The 20,571-nt window shown below is 54.0% G+C and carries 18 protein-coding genes; 13 read left to right on the top strand and 5 right to left on the bottom strand.

The genetic code is table 11. The features are described 5' to 3' along the window. Positions 1 to 62: 62 nt before the first annotated feature. On the top strand, positions 63 to 1,406 hold the full coding sequence (locus I2H81_RS07405; RefSeq protein ID WP_195645091.1) for a bifunctional folylpolyglutamate synthase/dihydrofolate synthase: 1,344 nt from the start codon (positions 63 to 65) through the stop codon (positions 1,404 to 1,406). Positions 1,407 to 1,757: 351 nt separating this feature from the next. Here I2H81_RS07405 and I2H81_RS07400 read toward each other — a convergent pair whose 3' ends face one another. The 4 genes from I2H81_RS07400 to I2H81_RS07385 all read right to left on the bottom strand — a co-directional run bounded on the left by I2H81_RS07400 (position 1,758) and on the right by I2H81_RS07385 (position 6,251). Beyond that, positions 1,758 to 2,846 carry a M24 family metallopeptidase gene (locus I2H81_RS07400; protein ID WP_195645090.1) on the bottom strand — a complete coding sequence of 363 codons (1,089 nt, stop codon included), beginning with the start codon at positions 2,844 to 2,846 and terminating at the stop codon, positions 1,758 to 1,760. Positions 2,847 to 3,009: 163 nt separating this feature from the next. Beyond that, complete coding sequence (locus I2H81_RS07395; RefSeq protein WP_195645089.1) at positions 3,010 to 3,408, bottom strand: DUF1667 domain-containing protein; 399 nt, start codon at positions 3,406 to 3,408, stop codon at positions 3,010 to 3,012. A 4-nt stretch (positions 3,409 to 3,412) separates the two neighbouring features. Next, positions 3,413 to 4,768, bottom strand: a complete 1,356-nt coding sequence (locus I2H81_RS07390) for an NAD(P)/FAD-dependent oxidoreductase (RefSeq protein ID WP_195645088.1) — start codon at positions 4,766 to 4,768, stop codon at positions 3,413 to 3,415. Position 4,769: 1 nt separating this feature from the next. Beyond that, positions 4,770 to 6,251, bottom strand: a complete 1,482-nt coding sequence (locus I2H81_RS07385) for an NAD(P)/FAD-dependent oxidoreductase (RefSeq protein WP_195645087.1) — start codon at positions 6,249 to 6,251, stop codon at positions 4,770 to 4,772. Positions 6,252 to 6,816: 565 nt separating this feature from the next. Here I2H81_RS07385 and I2H81_RS07380 point away from each other — a divergent pair. From I2H81_RS07380 to wzx, 12 genes are all read left to right on the top strand, one after another. After that, positions 6,817 to 7,248, top strand: a complete 432-nt coding sequence (locus tag I2H81_RS07380) for a double zinc ribbon domain-containing protein (protein WP_055251579.1) — start codon at positions 6,817 to 6,819, stop codon at positions 7,246 to 7,248. 224 nt (positions 7,249 to 7,472) lie between these two features. Next, a complete protein-coding gene (thrS, locus tag I2H81_RS07375; RefSeq protein ID WP_195645086.1) occupies positions 7,473 to 9,236 on the top strand; it encodes a threonine--tRNA ligase in 1,764 nt (587 codons plus the stop codon). A 293-nt stretch (positions 9,237 to 9,529) separates the two neighbouring features. Next, a complete protein-coding gene (locus tag I2H81_RS07370; RefSeq protein WP_195645085.1) occupies positions 9,530 to 10,153 on the top strand; it encodes a hypothetical protein in 624 nt (207 codons plus the stop codon). Between the two features lie 84 nt (positions 10,154 to 10,237). After that, positions 10,238 to 10,987, top strand: a complete 750-nt coding sequence (locus tag I2H81_RS07365; RefSeq protein ID WP_271817493.1) for a sugar transferase — start codon at positions 10,238 to 10,240, stop codon at positions 10,985 to 10,987. Next, positions 10,988 to 12,091: a glycosyltransferase family 1 protein gene (locus tag I2H81_RS07360; RefSeq protein ID WP_195645084.1), complete on the top strand. Its 1,104-nt coding sequence runs from the start codon at positions 10,988 to 10,990 to the stop codon at positions 12,089 to 12,091. It begins immediately after the preceding gene. Positions 12,092 to 12,100: 9 nt separating this feature from the next. After that, on the top strand, positions 12,101 to 13,288 hold the full coding sequence (locus I2H81_RS07355; RefSeq protein WP_195645083.1) for a polysaccharide pyruvyl transferase family protein: 1,188 nt from the start codon (positions 12,101 to 12,103) through the stop codon (positions 13,286 to 13,288). Between the two features lie 8 nt (positions 13,289 to 13,296). After that, on the top strand, positions 13,297 to 14,541 hold the full coding sequence (locus I2H81_RS07350) for a Coenzyme F420 hydrogenase/dehydrogenase, beta subunit C-terminal domain (protein WP_195645082.1): 1,245 nt from the start codon (positions 13,297 to 13,299) through the stop codon (positions 14,539 to 14,541). Between the two features lie 22 nt (positions 14,542 to 14,563). Then, entirely contained in the window at positions 14,564 to 15,316 is a 753-nt protein-coding gene (locus I2H81_RS07345; protein WP_195645081.1) for a glycosyltransferase family 32 protein, read from the top strand. Then, positions 15,316 to 16,353: a glycosyltransferase gene (locus I2H81_RS07340; protein ID WP_195645080.1), complete on the top strand. Its 1,038-nt coding sequence runs from the start codon at positions 15,316 to 15,318 to the stop codon at positions 16,351 to 16,353. The genes I2H81_RS07345 and I2H81_RS07340 overlap by 1 nt, the downstream gene beginning before the upstream one ends. Further along, the gene (locus I2H81_RS07335; protein WP_195645079.1) at positions 16,350 to 17,414 is read left to right on the top strand and encodes a glycosyltransferase family 2 protein; all 1,065 of its coding nucleotides are present in this window, start codon (positions 16,350 to 16,352) and stop codon (positions 17,412 to 17,414) included. Before I2H81_RS07340 ends, I2H81_RS07335 begins: the two co-directional genes overlap by 4 nt. Beyond that, positions 17,415 to 18,614: a hypothetical protein gene (locus I2H81_RS07330; RefSeq protein ID WP_195645078.1), complete on the top strand. Its 1,200-nt coding sequence runs from the start codon at positions 17,415 to 17,417 to the stop codon at positions 18,612 to 18,614. After that, the gene (gene wzx / locus I2H81_RS07325; RefSeq protein ID WP_161145256.1) at positions 18,614 to 20,023 is read left to right on the top strand and encodes an O-unit flippase-like protein; all 1,410 of its coding nucleotides are present in this window, start codon (positions 18,614 to 18,616) and stop codon (positions 20,021 to 20,023) included. The genes I2H81_RS07330 and wzx overlap by 1 nt, the downstream gene beginning before the upstream one ends. Before the next feature lie 122 nt (positions 20,024 to 20,145). Here the strand turns inward: wzx and I2H81_RS07320 are convergent, their stop codons facing one another. Further along, on the bottom strand, positions 20,146 to 20,400 hold the full coding sequence (locus I2H81_RS07320; RefSeq protein ID WP_195645077.1) for a P-loop NTPase family protein: 255 nt from the start codon (positions 20,398 to 20,400) through the stop codon (positions 20,146 to 20,148). Between the last annotated feature and the right edge of the window lie 171 nt (positions 20,401 to 20,571).

Raw genomic sequence — 20,571 nt, 5'->3', positions numbered from 1 at the left:
CGTTTTCGCTGACTATCCTCAACCTATACTGTTTTATTTTTCTATGAATGGCGGTTCTAAAAATGCCTAAGCGTTCCGGCTTGTATACCGTTCCTTTTGAGTTTGAGTTGCTTTCGTTTGATGAGGCTGTTGGGCTGGCTGCTGATACGGGGCGGATTTCTGGGGATGCTGGGCCTCTGCTTGAGACGGTTGTCGATATGCTCGATGAGCTCGGGCGTCCGGATGAGTATTTCGATTGCATCCAGGTTGCCGGTACCAATGGCAAGACTTCGACTACGCGTTTTTCGGCTGCCATCCTTCGTGGTGAGGGGTTAAAGACCGCGCTGTATACGTCGCCGCAGCTGGTGCGCTATCCCGAGCGCATGGAGATTGACGGGCGTATTGTGAGCGACGAGGCCTTTACCCGTGGTGTTTCGGCGGCTGTCGAGGCAGGGCGTCGCGTGAATGCGCACCGTGTGGCGGCGGGGGAGCGCGCCTATTCCATCACGCCGTTTGACCTGCTGACGGCTGCCGCACTTGTCGTGTTTGCCGAGGCCGCGGTGGATGTTGCCGTGCTCGAGGTTGGCATGGGCGGGCGTTGGGACGCCACGAGCGCGACCGATCCCGTCGCCGTTGCCATTACGGGCATTGGGCTCGACCACACACGCATTTTGGGCGATACGCTCGAGGCCATTGCGGGGGAGAAGGCTGCGGTTATTAAGCCTGGGCGCCTGGTTGTTTTGGGCGAGGGTACGCACGAGGCGAGCGTTCAGCGCGTGATGGATGCCCGCTGCCGCGAGTGCGGCATTGTGCCGCTGGTGGTTAGCCACGCTACGACCAAGGTGCCGGCGCATGTGGGCGACACGGTTGAGTTTAGCTGCACCACGCCGCGTGCGATCTATACGTCGAGCATGGTCAAGCCGGCGTACCAGCCGCAGAATGCCGCGTGCGCGATTATGCTGTGCGAGGGGTATCTGGGTCGCGAGCTCGATCATGACAAGCTCGATGCGTCGCTTATGGGCTGCCCCACGCCGGGTCGCTTTGATGTGCTGGGAACCGATCCGCTCAAGCTGATCGACGCCTGCCATAACCCTCAGAGCTGCGAGAACTTTGTAAGCGCGCTGGACGAGATCGATCCGTGCGTGGAGAATCGCCCCACGCTGCTGTGTGCCGCGCTGGCCGATAAGGACGTGGCGGGTATCGTTGACGTTTTGGTTCCGGCGTTCCCCCGCGTGGTCGTGACCCAGACCGATTCCGATCGCGCTCTGCCGGCAGAGGAGCTCGCCGGCCTCGTTGATGCCGATAAGCTCGCGGGTGTATACCCGAGCGTGCCCGAGGCCCTCGCTGCCTTCGATGCCGCGGGCGAGTCCTTCGTAGCAGCCGGCACCATCACCCTAGCCGGCGAAGTGGCCGGTCTGCTGCGCTAACCCATCCCCTCATCAGTTGCGGTGAAATACGGACTGTTTTATAAGCCAGAAGCCTCAAACAGTCCGTATATCACCGCAACTCAAAAGCAGTCAATTTGGGACAGGGCTATTTTGGCTGCCCTGCGCCCCGAGTTGACTCGCTTGCCACGAAATGGGCCTATCTACTACGTTTTAGCGAATACCCCCGACCACACCGAGAATCGCAAAATGAAAACCGCAGGTAGATGGCTTGCGGGTTTTGCGAAAACCCAGTTATGGTCGACCTATGCGGGTTAAACGTAGTAGATGGCCCGTTTTCGTGGCGCGGCGTTAGCGGAAGGTGTCAAAGGGACTGTCCCTTTGACGAATTGCCTAGTCTAGACGGACCGGATCGTGGGGGTAGGCGTTGAGGATCTCGACGCCGTTCTCGGTCACCAGGGCCAGGTCCTCGATGCGGACGCCGGTGTGGCCGGGGAGGTAGATACCCGGCTCGATGGAGAACGTCATGCCCGGCTCTACGACCTGCTCGTTGACGAGCGAGACGTCGCCCGGCTCGTGGTCCTGCAGGCCGATCGAGTGACCCAGGCGATGCGTAAAGTATTCGCCGTAGCCCGCGTCCTCAATCACGTCGCGCGCGGCACGGTCCAGGTCGCACATGCGCACGCCCGGTGCGATGAGCGCCTCGGCGGCCTCGTTGGCGCGGCGCACGATATCGTAGATGCGCGCCGTCTCCTCGTCCGGCTCGCCCCAAAAGAACGTGCGCGTCATGTCCGAGCAGTAGTTGCGATGGCGTCCGCCAATGTCGAACAGCACCACGTTGCCACGCTTGAGTACGGTATCGTCGGGCTCGTGGTGCGGGTCGCCGGCGTTGGTGCCAAAGCTCACGATGGGCGGAAAGCTAAAGCCCTCGCAGCCGTGCTTGCGATACAGACTGAGCATCTGGTCGGCAATTTCGCGCTCCGTCACGCCCTCGTGGACGAGCGTGATGGCGTCGGCCATCACAGCGTCGTTAGCGGCCGAGGACGCGCGCATGAGCTCTTGCTCGACTTCGTCCTTGTGGGCGCGTGCTGCGGTGACGGCAAAGTCACCCAGGAAGAACTCGCTCGCGGCGTGGCGCTCCATGAGCGGCATCAAAAAGCCGGAGCGCATGACGGTATCGATGCCAAGCGGCTTGATCGGATCAACCTCGCGCGCGATGGCATCGGTCACGATATCGGTATCGGTGTGGTAGGCAACGCGGGCATTGTCGTATTCCGGCAGCTGGTGCAGGGCGTTGACTAGGATTACCGGCTCGGCATTGCGTGCGAGCAGCACGCCGCAAAAACGTTCGAACATATCGGCATAAAAGCCGGTCAGGTAATAGATCGACCACGGGTCGTTTACGAGCAGCTGTACGCCGGGGTGCTGAGCCTCGAGCGCATCGAGCACGCGCGCCACACGCTGGTCATCGACATGTGCCATACATCGTCCTTTCGCTAGGTTGCCACCATGGTATCCCATGCCCGGCACATAGGGACGTTCCTTTTATGCTGGCACCTTGGGACACTCCTCGGCCTTGACATGGTTTATCTGGGATGATTGGGCAAGTAAGGTAGCCAAAAGAGCCCCGTCCTAAATTAGCTGCTTAGGCGGGGTCGATGTCCATGCTGGCGATGAGGTCGATGTTGGTGTCTAGGAGGTTCTCCAGCACGACGTCGCCCATGCGTATGGGGGCCTCGACGACCACGCCGCGGATGACGTCCATGGCTTGGGCGTGGAGTGCCAGCGGGATGGCTTCGTCCGTGCGCACGGGCAGCAGCGCCTCGTCGCCGCCGGATACGGCCACGGTGGTGGTAAGCACGCGCATGGGGCAGGTGAGCTCCTGATGCGCGAACTTATCGCCACGCGGACAGCTGTTGCCGGTTACGGAGCGCACCTCTACCACGGCGCCGTCTGCGCCGCGCTCCACCTCCACGGTTAGGAGGCACTCGGATGGGCAGGTGGTGCAGTTGAACTGCAGCGTCTCAGTCACATTCGTGCTCATGGCCTTATGCCTCCTCAACGGGGTCGACGGACAGGACAATCTCGCTGACACCCAGGTCGAGTGCGCGTTGAATCACCTTTGCCGGTAGCGGGAAGCTTTCCATCACGCTCGGTTTAAACGGGCGGATCTTGCCTGCAAACAGCTCCTCGTCGCCTGCTAGAATGCGTACGCGGGCGGCGTCGACAGGTCGGCGTACGCGGAAGTTGAGTTTGGTGAGTGCCACCGCCGTAATGCGTCCCGGCAGCGCGTATCCCGCGATACCGGCAGGGAAGACCGTGAGCTCGCAGCCCGTGCCCGCAGCGCTCGCCCCGGCGTCGCCGTCCAACGCCCACGCCGCCGCAGCCGCACCGGCGCGCTCGGACTCGGTCGTCACGTTGTCGGCCAGGTCGTGTACGTGCAGCACGTTGCCGCAGGCAAAGATGCCCGGCACGCCCGTCTGCAGGCCCTGGTCCACCACGGCGCCGCGCGTGCGCGGGTCAAGTTCCACGCCTGCGGCTACCGAAAGCTCGTTCTCGGGAATCAATCCCACCGAAAGCAGCAGTGTGTCGCACGGAACAATGCGCTCGGTCCCCGGAATGGGCGTCAGGTGCTCGTCGACCTGACTCACCTCGACAGCCTCCACGCGGTCGTGGCCGATCACGCGCGTGACGGTGGTGGACAGGTGCAGCGGAATTCCAAAGTCGTCCAGGCAGTTCTTAACGTTGCGGCGCAGGCCGTTGGCGTACGGCATGAGCTCGTACACGCCCTCGACCGAAATCCCCTCGAGCGTGCAACGGCGTGCCATGATGAGCCCGATGTCGCCAGAGCCCAAAATGACGGCGCGCGAGCCGGGTTTGAGGTTTTCGATATTGATGTATCGCTGCGCCAGGCCGGCCGTAAACACGCCGGCGGGACGACTGCCGGGGATCTTGATCTCGTTGCGGGTGCGCTCACGGCAGCCCATGGCAAGGACGACCGCGCGCCCGGTGAGCTGCAGCATGCCGGCAGGGCTCATGAGTGTGACGGCATGGACCGCGGTGTCTTCCGTAGGCTCGCCTGAATCAATCCCAATCACCATGCTGTTCAGGAACAGCGCAATGTCGGTTGCGCGCACCTGGTCGATAAAGCGCTGCGCATACTCGGGGCCGGTGAGCTCCTTCCTAAAGTGTGACAGCCCAAAGCCGGGGTGGATGCACTGGCGCAGGATGCCGCCCAGGTGCTGCTCGCGCTCCACGATGGCCACGCGCGTTCCGGCCTTATGCGCGGCCAACGCGGCAGCCATGCCGGCAGGTCCGCCGCCGATAACGACCACGTCGAAGGCTTGCGTTTGTACGGCTTCCACGACGCCGCAATCAATCGCGCTCGATTTGAATTCCGCCATCCTAGCGCACCCCCTTCAAAGGTCCCTCGACCAGCCAGGAGCCGGTGTCCTCCAGCAGCACCTCGCTGAGGTCGCAGCCCAGCTCGCGGGCAAGAATCGTCACCACACGGCTCTGGCAAAACCCGCTCTGGCACCGACCCATGCCGGCGCGGCAGCGGCGCTTGACGCCCTCGACCGAAACCGCACCCGGGCGGCGTCGAATCGCGGCCACAATCTCGGCCTCGGGCACCGTCTCGCAGCGGCAGACAATCTGTCCCCACGCAGGATCGGACCCGATCAGCTCCTCCTTGCGCGCCAGCGGTGCGCGGTCAAAGTCGTTCGGTGCGTGGCGAATTGGGTTCCAGTCCGCCCGCTCGTGCAGCTCCACGCCCGCCTCACGCATCACGTGCTCCATGCGCTCGGCAATGGCCGGCGCGCTCGCCACGCCCGGCGACTGAATGCCCGCCGCCTGGAAAAGCCCTGGCACCACGGCCGACTGTCCAATAAAGAAGTCGTTCGTACCCTGAATAACCGGACGCCCGCCGGCAAATGCGCGCACCACGCGGCGCGTATCCAGATCGGGCACCAGCTTGCGCGCGCCGCTCAGCAGCGCGTTCACATCGCTCGCATAGGTCTGCGTGTCGCCCGGCTCGCGCACGGCGGCCGTCGCGGTGATCACGGTGTTGCCGTGCACGGTGCCCGTCACGATAACGCCCTTCGACACCGGCGTCGGCACGGGGTAGAGCGGCATGAGCGTGCGCGGTTCCTTGTCCAGCACTACGATGTTGCCCTGACGCCAGACCATCTGAAACTCCTCGGCGCCCGCCATATGCGAGATGTCGGCGGCGCCGTTGCCCGCGGCGTTGATCAGGTAGCGGCAGCGCACGTCTCCGGCGGGCGTCGCCAGCGTAAAGCGTGCGCGGTCCTTGCCATCGGCAGCAACGCCCTCGTCAGCGCCGCCGGCAACCTCAATCGCTTCCACCGGCGCGGATCGCATAAATGTCACGCCGTTGGCCACGGCGTTCTCCAGTGCGGCGATGGCAACCTCAAACGGGTCGACAAACCCAGTCGAGGGGCACCACAATGCGCACGTTGCATCGGCACTGGCACGCGGCTCTAATTCGTGGATGCGGTCGGGTCCGATGATCGACAGCTCGGGCACACCGTTGGCCAGGCCGTTGCACCGCAGCTGCTCAAGATGCGCGCGGTCCTCGTCGTTAAAGCCCAACACCATCGACCCGGTGCGGCGGAACAGAAAGCCCAGCTCCTGCGCCCACGTACCGTACAACTCGCAGCCACGGGCGTTGACCTGCGCCTTTACGGTGCCCGGCGCCGGATCGTAGCCAGCGTGCACCAGGCCGCCGTTGGCCTTCGACGCGCCCAGCGCAATATCGTTAGCCGCCTCGACCACGCAAATGGACAGGTCATAGCGCGCGAGCTGCCGCGCGATGGCGCATCCGGTGATGCCCGCGCCGACAATCGCGATATCAAACGTTTCTGTCACAGTGCCTCCCAGACGAGTTGACAGGCTGTCAATAAGACTATCCTACGGTCTGCACGCCCCCAGCGCGGCGGCAATGCGGCGAACAGCCCCGCAACACCCGCCAACGGCAGGCGAGGGGAGACTCAGTAACGTCGACAATCTTGCCTGCCAGCTCTGGTCTCGGAGATTTGTCTCGATCAGTAACATCTGGGACCGTTTTTGCCGAGTGGTTGTTACAGATTGAGACATTCGGTTTGGACGTTTTCCTTTGTCTCGATCTGTAACAGCTAGCTGATGATTTGGGTTCCAGATGTTACAGATCAAGACAAACCTTCAGGCGGATTTTGAATGTCTCGATCTGTAACAGTAAGAGGGGTTTTGGGGCCCAAGATGTTACAGATCGAGATTGAAGTCGGGGAGGGACCCCTGTGTCTCGATCTGTAACATCTGGACCCGGATTCCGCCTCCACCTGTTACAGATTGAGATGTTTGTGTCCGCGCCAGCCCCGCCCCTAGCCGTGGTCCCATATAAACAAACCCCGTGGTAAACTTGACCGGACTGTTAATATTCCGAAAGGTACCCGTAATGTCCAAGTACATCTCCGAGCTCATGTCGCCGCAGCTTATGGGCGTCGTCTATGCCTTCGTTGGCTTTATCATCGCCCTGTACGTGCTGTCGGTCGTCTATGTGTTCATCGACGCTCGCCGCCGCGGCGCCAGCGCCTACGTGGCATGGGGCATCATCGCCCTCATCCCGTTTGTTGGCCTCATTGCCTACCTGGTCCTGCGCCCGCACTCCTACGCGTCCGACCGCGAGGAGCAGGAGCTGGACATGGCCCTGCGCGAGCGCCAGCTTGCCCAGTACGGCACCTGCCCGCAGTGCGGCGCGCCCATCGAGAAGGACTTCGTCGTCTGCCCCGTGTGCGACACCCAGGTTCGCAACGTGTGCCCCAGCTGCCATCGCCCGCTCGATGCGCACTGGAAGGTCTGCCCCTACTGCCGAACTCGCATCCAGTAACGCATCCATCGCCGGGCCGGCCGCAAGCCACGGGCACGCCGCAAGCCACGCGCGCCCCACACCCCGCCCCACACGATGAAGCATGCGTAGAAAATCGCCCGCCGTGCCATTAAGGTGCGGCGGGCGCTTGTATACCAAGGCAACCTGCCTATAATGATGCAAGTTAAAACGCCGAGCGCATCGCACGCACTTGCATTAGGCATCCGAGAGGAGAAAACATACCCATGAAGGCACTCTACAATGACGGTTCGGTGGCCGAGCTCCCGCAGGACGAGGTCACGCACGTCATCCGCCACTCTGCCGCGCACATCATGGCGCAGGCCATCAAGCGCCTGTACCCCGAGGCCGACTTTGCCTACGGCCCCGCGACCGACAACGGCTTCTACTACGACGTCGACCTGCCCGAGGGCGTCAAGATCAGCGAGGACGACTTCCCCGCGATCGAGGCCGAGATGAAAAAGATCGTCAAGGAGAACCTCAAGTTTTCCGTGTACGAGAAGCCCCGCGCCGAGGCCATCGCCCTTATGGAGGAGCGCGGCGAGAAGTACAAGGTCGAGCACATCGGTGACCTGGAAGACGACGCCCGCATCACCTTCTACCAGCAGGGCGACTACATCGACATGTGCGTCGGCCCCCACATCTGCTACACCAAGGCGCTCAAGGCCTTTAAGCTCACCGGCGTCTCGGGCGCCTACTGGAAGGGCGACAAGGACAACAAGATGCTTACCCGCATCAACGGCGTCGCCTTTGCCACCAAGGAAGAGCTCGACGAGCACATGCACATGCTGGAGGAGGCCAAGAAGCGCGACCACCGCAAGATCGGCCGCGAGATGGACCTCTTTATGATGCGCGACGAGGCTCCCGGTTTTCCGTTCTTCCTGCCCAACGGCATGATCCTTAAGAACACGCTGCTGGACTACTGGCGCGAGATTCACCACAAGGCCGGCTACGTGGAGATCTCCACGCCGCTCATCATGAACAAGCAGCTGTGGAAGACCTCGGGCCACTGGGACCACTACAAGGACAACATGTACTCCACCGTCATCGACGACGAAGAGTACTGCATTAAGCCCATGAACTGCCCGGGCGGCGTGCTGGTGTACGCCTCCAAGCCGCACTCCTACCGCGAGCTGCCCATTCGCGCCGGCGAGATTGGCCTGGTGCACCGCCACGAGCTGCGCGGCGCCCTGCACGGCTTGTTCCGCGTGCGCTGCTTTAACCAGGACGACGCCCACCTGTTTGTGCGTCCCGACCAGCTGACCGACGAGATCGTGGGTGTGGTCAACCTCATCGATTCCGTGTACCAGAAGTTTGGCTTTAAGTATCACGTTGAGCTTTCCACCCGCCCCGAGGACTCCATGGGTTCGGACGAGGACTGGGCGCGCGCCGAGGAGGGCCTGCGCACCGCTCTGGAGCAGCTGGGCATGGACTACGAGGTCAACGAGGGCGACGGCGCCTTCTACGGCCCCAAGATCGACTTCCACCTGGAGGACTCGCTCGGCCGTACCTGGCAGTGCGGTACCGTGCAGCTCGACTTCCAGATGCCGCTCAACTTTGATCTGGAGTACGTGGACGCCGACGGCACCAAGAAGCGCCCCATCATGCTGCACCGCGTGTGCTTTGGCTCCATCGAGCGCTTCATCGGTATTCTGATTGAGCACTTTGCGGGCAAGTTCCCCACCTGGCTGGCCCCCGTGCAGGTCAAGGCCCTTCCGGTTTCCGAGAAGAGCCGCGACTACGCTCACGAGGTGTGCGCCAAGCTGGAGGAGGCCGGCATTCGCGTGGTCTGCGACGATCGCGACGAGAAGATCGGCTACAAGATCCGCGAGGCCCGCAGCATCGACCGCGTGCCCTACATGCTCATCCTGGGCGAGAAGGAGGTCGAGGCCGGCAACATCTCCGTCCGCGATCGCTCTAACGAGACCGTTCAGATGAGCGTCGACGAGTTTGTTGCCAAGGTTCTCGAGGAGATCAAGACCCGCGCCTAAGGCAAGCTGTATAACAATTTACAAAGGCGATCGTCCATAAAGGGCGGTCGCCTTTTTTCATGCCCAAATAAGAAAAGCCGCTGGTTGAGCGGCTTTTTTTGTTGCACAAAAAGGTACAGGTTTTTGTAGAGGGGTAAGGAGATGTACCTACTAGCAGTACATTTTGCGTAATCTGGGCAAACGCTGATTAATTGCTTGTATAATGTCATCTGTCGAAAGATACAAAAACCTGTACTTTTGCGACTGCGCCTTGCTGCGAGCGAGAAGCCTGTTCTAAACGCCCCTGCATTTGCGTGCACCGCAAAGCCAAAAGAGGGGGCGAGAACATAGAACGGGCGGCACGGCGCCAAGAGCAGCTGCCGGGCGCATTTAACGGCGCCATCACCAACAGCCAGCACGGCCGCGTCCGCTGGTATCTGGTCCACACCCCCAACGGTAAAGAGCGCGAGACCTGCGAAAAGGTTCGCCGCATTATCCCACACGAGCTGATGCAGGACGCTTTTGTGATGCAAAAGGAGTTCTGGTTTAAGCGGGACGGCGCCTGGTCGCTCCAAACCAAACCCATGTACAAGGAATATTTCTTCGTCGCCACGCACGATGCTGCCGCACTCGACAGGGCTTTAGCCCAGCTGAGCTTTGGCTGCCGCATCGCCGGTAGTAGGGAGCGGGCGTACATGCCCATGCCGGACGATGCGCAGGACTGGTATTGCAGCGTGCTCGACGACGACGGCGTGGTGCGCAACAGCGTCGCCCGCATAGAAGACGGCGTGTTGCACATAGAGCAGGGTCCCTTGGTGGGGCAAGAGGCCCGCGTTAAAAAGATCGACCGCCATAAACGCTGGTGTCTGGTAGACGTGGGCGAGGGCAACTCCGCATTTAGAGAGCTGCTACCGCTCGACGTTCCCAGCAAAACGTAAGGGAGACGTTGTACTAGCTGTTCGTTCGCGTTTTTGAATTTACCGATTGGGGGATCCCTGGGGAACGGGGATGTATTTTTGACTGTGGCTGCTAAAGAAGTAACAAAGAGCTGTGCGCCCGCGGGGGCGGCGCTGATTGCTCAGGCCATGGACCGGCGTGAGGGCGCCGGTCGCTACAGGGCCATGCAATCCATCATGGACTGGGACCGCACGCGTCTAGCCTACCGGGCCGTCAAGCGTACGTTCGACATTGTGTTTAGCGGTGTCGCGCTCGTCCTTATCGCTATCCCCAGCTTGGTGCTGGCCGCCGCCATCCGCCTAGAGAGCGAGGGCAATCCATTCTACAGCCAGATCCGTGTGGGCCAGACCCGCCTCGACGGCAGCCTGTCCACCTTCCGCATGTGGAAGTTCCGCTCCATGTACAAGGACGCCGACGAGCGTCTCGCCGAGCTCAAGGGGCAAAACGAGATCGCCGGCGCCATGTTCAAGATGAGGGACGACCCCCGCGTCACCAGGATCGGTAGGTTCATCCGTAAGCACTCCATCGACGAGTTCCCGCAGTTCCTCAACGTGTTTTTGGGGCAGATGTCCGTCGTCGGCCCGCGCCCGCCGCTGCCCAACGAGGTCGCGGAGTATACCGAGTACGACCTGCAGCGCTTGGCTGTGAAGCCGGGCATTACCGGCTGGTGGCAGGTGACTGACCGCAACGATACCGACTTCGACGGCATGGTCCGCCGTGATTTGGAGTACATCGCCAAGCGCGGCCCCATCACGGACTTGAAGATTGTTCTCCTCACGGTCGTTGAGGTCTTTACCGGTGGAGGTGCTTGCTAAATGACTGAACCGGTTAGGGTGGCTCAGGTTGTTGGCAAGATGGTTGGTGGCGGCGTCGAAGCTGTCGTTATGAATTACTATCGTCACATCGATCGCGGTAAAGTGCAGTTTGACTTTCTTGTTGATTCCGATTCGACGCTTGTTCCCCGTGACGAGATCGAATCGCTCGGTGGCAGGGTCTTTGAGATACCGCCCTATCAGCATGTAGCTGAATACCAGCGAGAGCTTCAGCGTCTCTTTAAGCAAGAGGGCTGGAAGATTGTCCATAGTCACATCAACGCGCTTTCGGTCTTTCCTCTTCGTGCTGCGAAGAAGGCGGGTGTCCCCGTGCGTATCGCCCATAGCCACTCTACGAGTGGTAGGGGTGAGTATGCCAAGAATGCCCTGAAGGCCGTGCTGAAAACGCAATCAAACCGGTATCCGACTCACCGTTTTGCATGTAGTAAATTCGCTGGTGAATGGTTATTTGGATCGAGTTCTCAATTTGTAGTCATGCGTAATGCTGTCGACTTGTCTGTTTTCGCGCCAGATGATGAGGATCGCCTAAGGACGCGGCGATCGCTTGGTGTTGCTGATGGACAGCTTCTAATTGGGCACATTGGTCGTTTTACAGAGCAGAAGAATCACTCATATTTGCTTAATATATTCGATCAGGTTTTAAAGATTCGTAATGATGCAGTTTTAGTTTTGGTTGGTTCTGGTCCGTTGGTTGAACAGATAAAGGACCAAGCTGATTGTCTGGGGATTAGCCATTCTGTTCGGTTTTTGGGCACTAGAAGCGACGCAGCATCTTTATATCGAGCATTTGATGTTTTCTGCCTGCCGAGCCTGTATGAAGGCCTCCCAATGGTCGGAGTTGAATGCCAGGCATCGCATACACCCATTCTTGCGTCTGATACCGTTACCTCTGAGACCGCTGTTACATCCATGATGCAATTTGAATCACTTTCTAGCTCCTGTATAAAGTGGGCCGAAAGACTTATTGAGTTGAGCACAGAGGTCTTCGCGCCTGGCGACGATGCCGGTTTGCAGGTATTTGAAATTAATGCTGCGGCCAGAGTGTTATTGGATTGTTATATGACCTATTTAGGTTCTGTTGATTAAGGGGATAGCTTGACTATTACATGTTCTAAGCGAGTCGCAGTCGCGTCGTGTCATGACAAAATCAACTTTGGCAGCGTTCTTCAGGCGTACGCGACCCAGCGTGCCCTTGAGGAGCTGGGAGTTGAAGTCAATACTATTGATAAACGTGGCCTGGGTCATGCTATTTCTGAAGGACGCAATGATTACTATCTTGAGCATCTATTTGATGTAGATCTTTATCGTGCAAAGCTGGGTTTTGTAAAGCATCGCATCAAGCAGAAGCTTGATGCTGACTTTGGAAAGAAAATGGCAAAGAGGAAAAGTGCATTTTCATCTTTCGAGTCAACACATTTTAGTTTTACTCCTCAAGCCGCTTCGTTTGAAGAACTTGGGGCGCTTGTGGCTGATTATGACAGCGTTGTTGTTGGCAGCGATCAGCTTTGGCTGCCTGTTAACATTGCTGGTAGGTACTTTACACTATCTTTCGTGCAGCCTCCTGTCCGCAAGGTGTCTTATTCCACTAGTTTTGGAGTATCTTCCCTTTCTGAAAAATATCTTCGTAAAACAAAAGATTTTCTTTCCGATTTTTCGGCCATTTCTGTTCGCGAGGATACGGGAGCGGATTTGGTAGAGAAAGCTACGGGCGTCCGATGCTCTGTTGTATGCGACCCTACGATGCTGCTGGCTAGAGATCAGTGGGCAAGCCTTGCTTGTTCCTCTTCGATTGACGTTCCTGACGAGCCCTATGTTTTCTGCTATTTCATGGGTAAGAATGCATGGAATCGTGAATGTGCCCAAGAGCTTGCCAAGCAGCATAATTTGAAGATCGTCGCCATTGCTCATCCCGATGAGTATGTTAAGGCTGATGATGATTACGCGGATTATTATCCTTGGGAAGCCGGTCCGGCTGAGTGGGTCAACTTGATTGCCCATGCTTCGTATGTCTGTACTGACTCTTTCCACGGAAGCGTTTTCTCAAATATTTTTGAGGTGCCCTTCTTCTCGTTCCGTCGCCACGAGAATATGGGTGCTCAGTCTACGAACTCACGTATTGATACATTGTTGCGTGTCCTTGGAAACTCCGATCGTATTTGCGAATCGAAGGATGCTTTCCGTGCCGCAATGGCAAATGAAATCGACTTTGTGTCAGTACGTCAACGACTTAATGTGTATAGGAATGAATCGGCCAATTGGCTTAAATCAGCTCTTGAGTTGTAGGGAACAGTATGATCTCCATCACGGACAAAAGTAAATGCTGCGGTTGCGCTGCCTGTGCTCAAAAATGTCCCAAGCAGTGCATATCAATGGAATATGACGCCGAGGGCTGCGAGTACCCCGTAGTCAATGCTGACCAGTGTATTGATTGCGGATTATGCGAAAAGGCTTGCCCAGTGCTTAATGTTGATAAGGACGAGCCTAAGTCCCAACGAGCCTTTCTAGTCCAGCATAATGATCAAAAGGTGCTTGCTGAAAGCACTTCTGGTGGAGCCTTCACTGCCCTTGCTCAGGCCGTGATTGCCAACGGCGGTATTGTGTTTGGTGCAGGTTATTTGCGCGGTGAACAGCTTGTGCGAGCCGAAGGAGCCCCTGGGCGACTTAAGGTCGGACATTTTTCTGTGGAAAGCGTTGATGAACTTTGGCGCTTCCGCAACAGTAAATATGTTCAGAGCGTTGTTGGCCCTGCGTATCCCGAGGTCAAACAACAACTAAAAACTGGACGTGAAGTTCTCTTTATTGGTACCCCTTGTCAATGCGAAGGCCTGCTTCGATTTTTGGGCGGCAAGCCGGCAAATTTACGCGTGGCAGACTTCGTCTGCCGCGCGAACCCCGCTCGCGCTGTGTTCGCGCGGCAGGTCGAATGGCTTGACGCAAAGGTTGGCATAAAAGGTGAGACCGTTCTTTTTAGAGATAAATCACGGTTTGGCTATCGCTATTCAAATATGTGCGAGCTCGAAGGCGAGACTCTGTATGGTGAACGGCTGTACAGTGAAGGTGTCGAAACAGATCCTTACCTAAGGGCCTTTTTTGCTGATCTTTCAGATCGACCCATTTGTTACGAATGCCCGTTTAAAAAGCGTTATCGCGTTACTGATTTGACTTGCTGGGATTTCTTCGATGTTTATCGACTCTCGAAAGAGTTCGACGACAATCGGGGCGTCACTCGAGTTCTCATCCAAAGCGATGAGGGACAAGAATTGCTTGATCGAGCCTCAAGCTATGCCCGTATGAAGGAGATTGATGTTGAGGCTGCAGTAGAAGGTGTTCGTGAACTTACTAAGTCCGTGAAGCTGAATCCGCGTCGCGATGAATTCATGGCTGATGTGGCGAATCTGGATGGTGAGGAGCTTATGAATAAGTGGTTCCCCGATTCCGGAAAAGTAAAAGCCGAGCGCTTTGCTAGGCATACATGCGAAAAGCTTGGAATTTATGACCCGATGAAGCATCTGGTTAAAAAAATCATCAAGAAGTAGCCTATTGTTCGAAAGGGAATTGATGATTCCTAAAGTTCTGCACTACATCTGGTTCGGTGGAAGTGAGCTTCCTGAACTTGAAAGAAAATGCATTGAGTCTTGGTCGAAGATCATGCCTGATTGGGAAATTCGTAGATGGGACGAAAGCAATTTCGATATAAATCAATGTGAATTTTGTCGTGAGGCATATGCCTCAAAAAAATGGGCGTTTGTCAGCGATTATGCGCGCTACAGAATACTGTATTCAGAGGGTGGAATCCTTCTCGATACAGATGTCGAAGTCCTGAAGCCTCTGGACGAGCTTTTAGATAATGAGGCTTTTGCGGGATTCATGAAGAATAATTTCTTCTTGAATCCCGGCCTCATCATGGGTTCTGAGGCCGGAAGCTATGTCATGAGCGATGTCGCAAAATTATATGAATCTATGAGATTTGAGATGCGAAAAGGCCGCAACTCTATGGATACCTCTCCGAGGGTGCTAACTGATTACCTGGAAGTGAGTTGTGCTCTTAAGAGAGATGGTTCATTTCAGCAGTTAAATGGTTTCACTGCATACCCTGCTACTTATTTTGATCCCCTAGACAGTCATAGTGGCAAGTTTGAAATTACTGATGATACATATTCTATTCACCATTATTCAGGCACCTGGTTGTCACCCGCTAAGAAGTTCCGTGTTGAAATGCGGAAAAAGCTTGCGCCAGTAATTGGACCCAAGCTGTCTTGGTTCATCTCCTCTGTTCTATCGGTACTTAGATTTGGAAGGAAGGCTTTTTAATGGTTTCGTCTGCCTTAGACCACAATAAGCCTAGGGTTTTAGTATCTGGCCTTTCAAATGGGCTGGGTGGAACCGAAATCGTTGTTGGTAGGTATATAAAGGCCCTCAGCTCATATGCTACGTTTGAATTTCTTGCAACGTCTGATTTATCAGATGTTGCATTCGTTCATGAGATGAACTCCGAAATCCACATTTGCCCGGATATTGATAGGCCTATTAAGCGCTTTGAGTATCTAGACCATCTATTTCAAGATGAACCAAATTGTTACCAGGCGGTTTGGTGTAACTTTAATCATCTTTTATATGCGGATGTCTTGCGAGCAGCTCAACGGGCGAATGTCTCTGTCCGCATTGCTCATTCTCACAATTCTCGTTTTTTGGGCGGTTTGCCGACTCAAGTTATAAGCCGTTTTAATCGCCGTGCGGCGTTACGTAATTCTAATGTTAGGCTTGCGTGTTCAAAAGAAGCGGGTTCATTCTTCTGGGGCGATAATTTTCAGGTGCTTCCAAATGCCTTAAATTTTAATGACATGGAGTACGATCCTGTCAGCAGGGTAGTAATTAGGGAAGAGTTCGGCCTTTCGTCAAAAGATTTTCTTATTGGTACTGTTGGACGTTTGACTAGTCAAAAGAATCATATTTTTCTTTTAAAGATAATGAAGGAACTGCTAACAGTTAAATCCAACTGTAAATTAATGATTGTTGGCGATGGCCCCCTACACAAGAGTCTTCAGGAATCTGCGGCTAAGCTGGGTATCTCATCTAGTGTCTTGTTTGCAGGCGAAAGAAAAGATATTAAAGACATTCTGTCTTCATTTGACTGTTTTGTATTTCCATCTACGTTTGAGGGCCTTGGTGTTGCCGCAATTGAAGCCCAGCTTAACGGATTACCTTGTGTCTGTTCATTTGGCGTTCCAGATGCGGCTGATATTTCTGATAAATTTTTAAAGTGTTCCTTTAATGTTGCCGAATGGATTGACGCAATTATTTCTATGGGTCGTCCAAATAAGCTTGCGGGGGGGGGCGTCTGTTTATGACGTCAACAAGCAAGCAAGTAAATTGCTGTCAATCTTCCTTGGTCGACAATCCTCTCGTGAGCGTGATTGTGCCGATGTATAACGCTGAAAAAACGATTCAAAAGACATTAAATAGTCTTCAGCGTCAGAGTGTGAGCAACATTGAAATAATTATTGTTGATGATGGGTCGACAGATCGTGGCGCTGAGCTAGTTATGGCTATTGCAGAGGGCGACAACCGGATTAAGCTGATTAGTCAAAACAATAGTGGTGTATGCGTGGCGCGTAATAGGGGTATCGATGAGGCCTCCGGTGATTGGGTGGCATTTGTTGATGCTGACGATATGCTGCCTATAAATGCAGTTAGGCTGTTGCTTGAATCCTCAGATGGCTGTAGCTTGGTTATCGGGGCTCTACTGAATGAGCATGGCGATTATTCGGGCAAGGCTATAAGCATCGACTGGAAAACAGCATGCTCTCTTAGCCTTGCATTTTGGGATAATGTTAATAAAGTTCCGTTTTCGAGCTTTACTAAAGGTGTTGTATTCCGAAGCGTTTGTGGAAAGATATTTAAGAAATCATTATTCCGGAATGGTTTTCTTAAATTTGAAGATGGCATTCGTTTCGGTGAAGACGCGTTGTTTATGGTAGATGCTTATCGTCTGGCTGAAAGTGTAAAAGTAGTGGACTCGGCGGTCTATTGCTATGTCAACAATAGTGATTCAGTAACGAGAAATACTGATATCTCGGCTATCGAGAGTGTTGATAATTTACTGGTAAAACTATATGAGCTATGTCACGTGAATCCGGATTTAAGCGAACTATATAAGCAATCTGCAGTCAGGGAAGTCTTATCTTTGATTCGTAATTGTGCACGTTTGGAATCGAATCAGCTTTTTAAGCCTGTCTCTAATATGGTCTGCCAGTCGTATTTCAGCTATTTAATGGAAGGCTTTGCTTCTCACCGCTATTCACGTCGATTTATCTCTGAAGTGAAAAATCGCATTACGATCCGTCTTCTTCTTGCGAGGCGTGTTATGGCTGCAATTGGCTTTACTAAGTTTGTTTATGGGGTACGTTAATTGAATTTGACTAATGTGGAAAGATCATGGACTGAGATTATACGAGCAAATGCCGGGGCTGTACTGTTCAGCTTTGCTTTGGCTTTATTTTCAGTTTCCTATTATATTGGATCAGTAAATGCTACCAATGTGTTTGGGATTTCTCTTGCGGTGCTTTCGCTGGTCCTTGAGTTGTTTGCCTTAGCGTTTCTACTGCTGAAGCTTTTACTACAAAAGACTTCTCATGTGAAAGTGCTAGTTGGCTTGCTGCTGATTTTAATTTGCGTCGGGTCGCTGAAATCAAATAAAGCCCCTCAGATTATTTGGTTGGCGCTGTTTTGCCTTTGCGCTGAAGACGTCCCTGAATACTACATCTCAAGGTCTATTCTTGTATCGTCCGTCTTTATGCTATTGATGGTTGTTGGTCTCAATAGTGTCGGTGCCATTCCTTCTGTATTAATGTCGCGCGGTAGCAATTTTGTACGAAATTCGATGGGTTTTGCCCATCCTAATAATTTTGGACAGCTTTTGTTTATTGCTTATTCTGCTTCTATTTTTGAGCTGAAAGGCAGAAGCGGTCTTGCGGGCATCTTCTGTTTCGCAATTGCTTTTTTCGTAGCTGATTCAAAAACTTCTGCAGCAGGCATTTTCGTAATGGCCTTGTATTCGGTTATTTCATTCAGAAGCCCCCGTTCAAAACCATATGGGTCCCTATTTACTTTTTTACCGCTTTTTCTGGCGATTGTTAGTATAGCCCTGCCCTTTATGTGGTCCCATGGTGCCAATAAATGTCTTGTTCAGCTTGATAATTTAATGACCAACCGGATTTTTTATTCCGCCTATTATTTTGAAAACTACCCTCTGACTGTTTTTGGTAATGACTTAACGGCCATAGTTTCGCTGCCGTCTGCAACGGGTGGTTATTTAATACAAACAAGAGTCATGCTTGACAATGCATATTGTCGACTACTTATTCAATACGGTTTGATCCCATTTACCGCGTTTGTTGCTTTCTATTGCGTAGCGATAAATAAAGCGCGTATTTCGGCCCACGTGACATTCATGGGCTTGGTCTTGTATTCCCTAATGGGGTTTGTTGAATGCGGAATGTTATATCCAGCATGTAATTTCTTTATGCTTATGGCGCTGCCCGCCTTTTCAGATAAGGGGCCCTGTCAATCCAGGGTGCCATCAAAGGATGTTGTGGAGATGGCTAAATAATGGCTAAAATTAATACTACCAAGTCAGACATTATATGGAACTATGTAAGCACTGTTCTTTCAATGGGGAGCAGCTTCCTTCTTCTTCCGTTTCTGCTTGCTTACTTATCTAACGCCGAACTTGGTCTCTGGTACACTTTTGTTGCCATTGGGAATTTAACGCTGTTATTTGAATTTGGCTTTACACCAACCTTTGCGAGAAATATTGTCTATTGTCTTAGCGGTGCGCGTAGCATTAGCAAGAGCGGCTACGATTCATCTCAAGTTGGTGATTCTGTAGACTATGAGCTGCTTGGCAAATTGATTAAAACATCCCGGATTGTTTACGCGTTAATTTCTTGCGTTGTCCTGATGCTTACCGCTACAGTTGGAACTGCCTACATTTCTTCAATTTCAAGTGCTATTGATCCCTTTTCTTGTTGGACCGCATGGTTAATTTTTTGTTTTGATGTGTTTTTTAATCTATTCTTTTTTCATTATACGACCTGCCTGAGAGGGTTCGGGGATATTTCCGCTGAAAGCAGGGCAAAGTCTTATGGTCGCATTGGGCAGCTTGTGGTTTCTGCGTTTTTGCTGTTTATGGGTTTTGGCATCATTGGCGCTGCCATCGGTTATCTGTTTAATGACATTGTGCTGAGATTTTTTTGCGGTCGCTTTCTGGAGGTTCACTCAGAGGCGATAAAAAAAGCAAACGATGCTTGTACGGGTGTTTCTATTTCTGAAATAAAAGAAACGTTTATTTCAGTGGCTTATTTGGCGTGGAGGGACGGCGTTGTTCAACTTTGCTGCTATGCTTCCACTCAGTTGAGTTCGCTGCTCTGCTCCTATTTTCTTGGTGTGGAGGTTAACTCTCAGTATTCATTAATTATTCAAGTTGGCGGTGCAATTTACGGGTTTGCCAGCGCCTACGTTCGATCTTTTATTCCAATGTTTCAATCTGCTTATGCTGGTGGCGAAGTTCAGACTGCACGAAAAATTATTGAAAAAAGTCTGTCTCTATATTGGATTTTAATTGTTGTATGCACGATCGGTGTCTGGTTTGTCGGCTTCCCAGTCTTGTTCCTAGTTAAGAAAGGTTTTTCCCCCGACGGGCTTCTTTATTTCGCCTTGGTTGTTTATCTTGCGGTTTGGAACCATCATTCATTGTGTTGTAATTACATTATCAGTACGAATGAAATCCCCTATCTCCCGGCTTATATAGTTTCGGCTATTGCAGGTTTTGTATTGTCGTATGTCTTAATTTCCTTTACTGGCATGGGCGTCTGGGCGCTTGTGGTTGGTAATGGGGCCGCTCAGCTTGCATATAATAATTGGAAATGGCCTATATACCTTGCGCGTAAATTCTCTTCCCATTATTTTGCGTTGATTAGAGCTGGTCTCATGCAGTGGTCCTGCGCATTGAAGAAATAAGTGTTAATCACTGCTTTAATGTGACTTATGATTTCGATCGCGCCGATAGTGCCGAGAAAGTGGTGTAGAGTCCGATCCGAAGTAAGTTGCATGGCGTTGGGGAGCAGAGCCTGCTCGGCAGATCACCATTTAGATGCAAGGCCTATAACCCGATCGCAAACCTCCAACGCAGCAGATCGATGTGTGACGATGATGACGGTATGACCGAGATTTCGCATGCGGTCCAGCATTTCTCGCTCGGTCTTGGGGTCGAGGGCCGATGTGCATACATCGAGCAGAAGCACGGGGGAGTCGGAGCAGACCGCACGCGCAACGGCAAGGCGCTGGTCCAGGTCCCCATACCAGTTGTCGTTGGTGTCGTCCCAGGTTAGGTCCATCTGGCACCATTTGCCGTCGATCTTTACGGCGTTCCAGGTGTGGCCGTTGCCGGTGATGCGGCCGTTGGCGATGCCCGCGGCGTCAAGGAGCTTGGAGTAGATGCGCTGATAGCTCTCGCAGGTGCCCTGGTGGCGCGTGAGGCCGCTTTCGGCCGAGCACCAGTTGAGGCT

It is taken from the genome of Collinsella aerofaciens (assembly GCF_015561195.1).
GTDB classification, from domain to species: domain Bacteria; phylum Actinomycetota; class Coriobacteriia; order Coriobacteriales; family Coriobacteriaceae; genus Collinsella; species Collinsella aerofaciens_AC.
This window is presented reverse-complemented; position numbering and strand designations above follow the sequence as displayed.

Excerpts from the sequence above, each read along its gene's own strand:
- I2H81_RS07320 (WP_195645077.1), bottom strand. The coding sequence starts at position 20,400 with ATGGACCTAACCTGGGACGACACCAACGACAACTGGTATGGGGACCTG.
- I2H81_RS07395 (WP_195645089.1), bottom strand. The coding sequence starts at position 3,408 with ATGAGCACGAATGTGACTGAGACGCTGCAGTTCAACTGCACCACCTGC.
- I2H81_RS07390 (WP_195645088.1), bottom strand. The coding sequence starts at position 4,768 with ATGGCGGAATTCAAATCGAGCGCGATTGATTGCGGCGTCGTGGAAGCC.
- I2H81_RS07380 (WP_055251579.1), top strand. The coding sequence starts at position 6,817 with ATGTCCAAGTACATCTCCGAGCTCATGTCGCCGCAGCTTATGGGCGTC.
- I2H81_RS07400 (WP_195645090.1), bottom strand. The coding sequence starts at position 2,846 with ATGGCACATGTCGATGACCAGCGTGTGGCGCGCGTGCTCGATGCGCTC.
- I2H81_RS07360 (WP_195645084.1), top strand. The coding sequence starts at position 10,988 with ATGACTGAACCGGTTAGGGTGGCTCAGGTTGTTGGCAAGATGGTTGGT.
- thrS (WP_195645086.1), top strand. The coding sequence starts at position 7,473 with ATGAAGGCACTCTACAATGACGGTTCGGTGGCCGAGCTCCCGCAGGAC.
- I2H81_RS07335 (WP_195645079.1), top strand. The coding sequence starts at position 16,350 with ATGACGTCAACAAGCAAGCAAGTAAATTGCTGTCAATCTTCCTTGGTC.
- I2H81_RS07345 (WP_195645081.1), top strand. The coding sequence starts at position 14,564 with ATGATTCCTAAAGTTCTGCACTACATCTGGTTCGGTGGAAGTGAGCTT.
- wzx (WP_161145256.1), top strand. The coding sequence starts at position 18,614 with ATGGCTAAAATTAATACTACCAAGTCAGACATTATATGGAACTATGTA.
- I2H81_RS07350 (WP_195645082.1), top strand. The coding sequence starts at position 13,297 with ATGATCTCCATCACGGACAAAAGTAAATGCTGCGGTTGCGCTGCCTGT.
- I2H81_RS07340 (WP_195645080.1), top strand. The coding sequence starts at position 15,316 with ATGGTTTCGTCTGCCTTAGACCACAATAAGCCTAGGGTTTTAGTATCT.
- I2H81_RS07405 (WP_195645091.1), top strand. The coding sequence starts at position 63 with ATGCCTAAGCGTTCCGGCTTGTATACCGTTCCTTTTGAGTTTGAGTTG.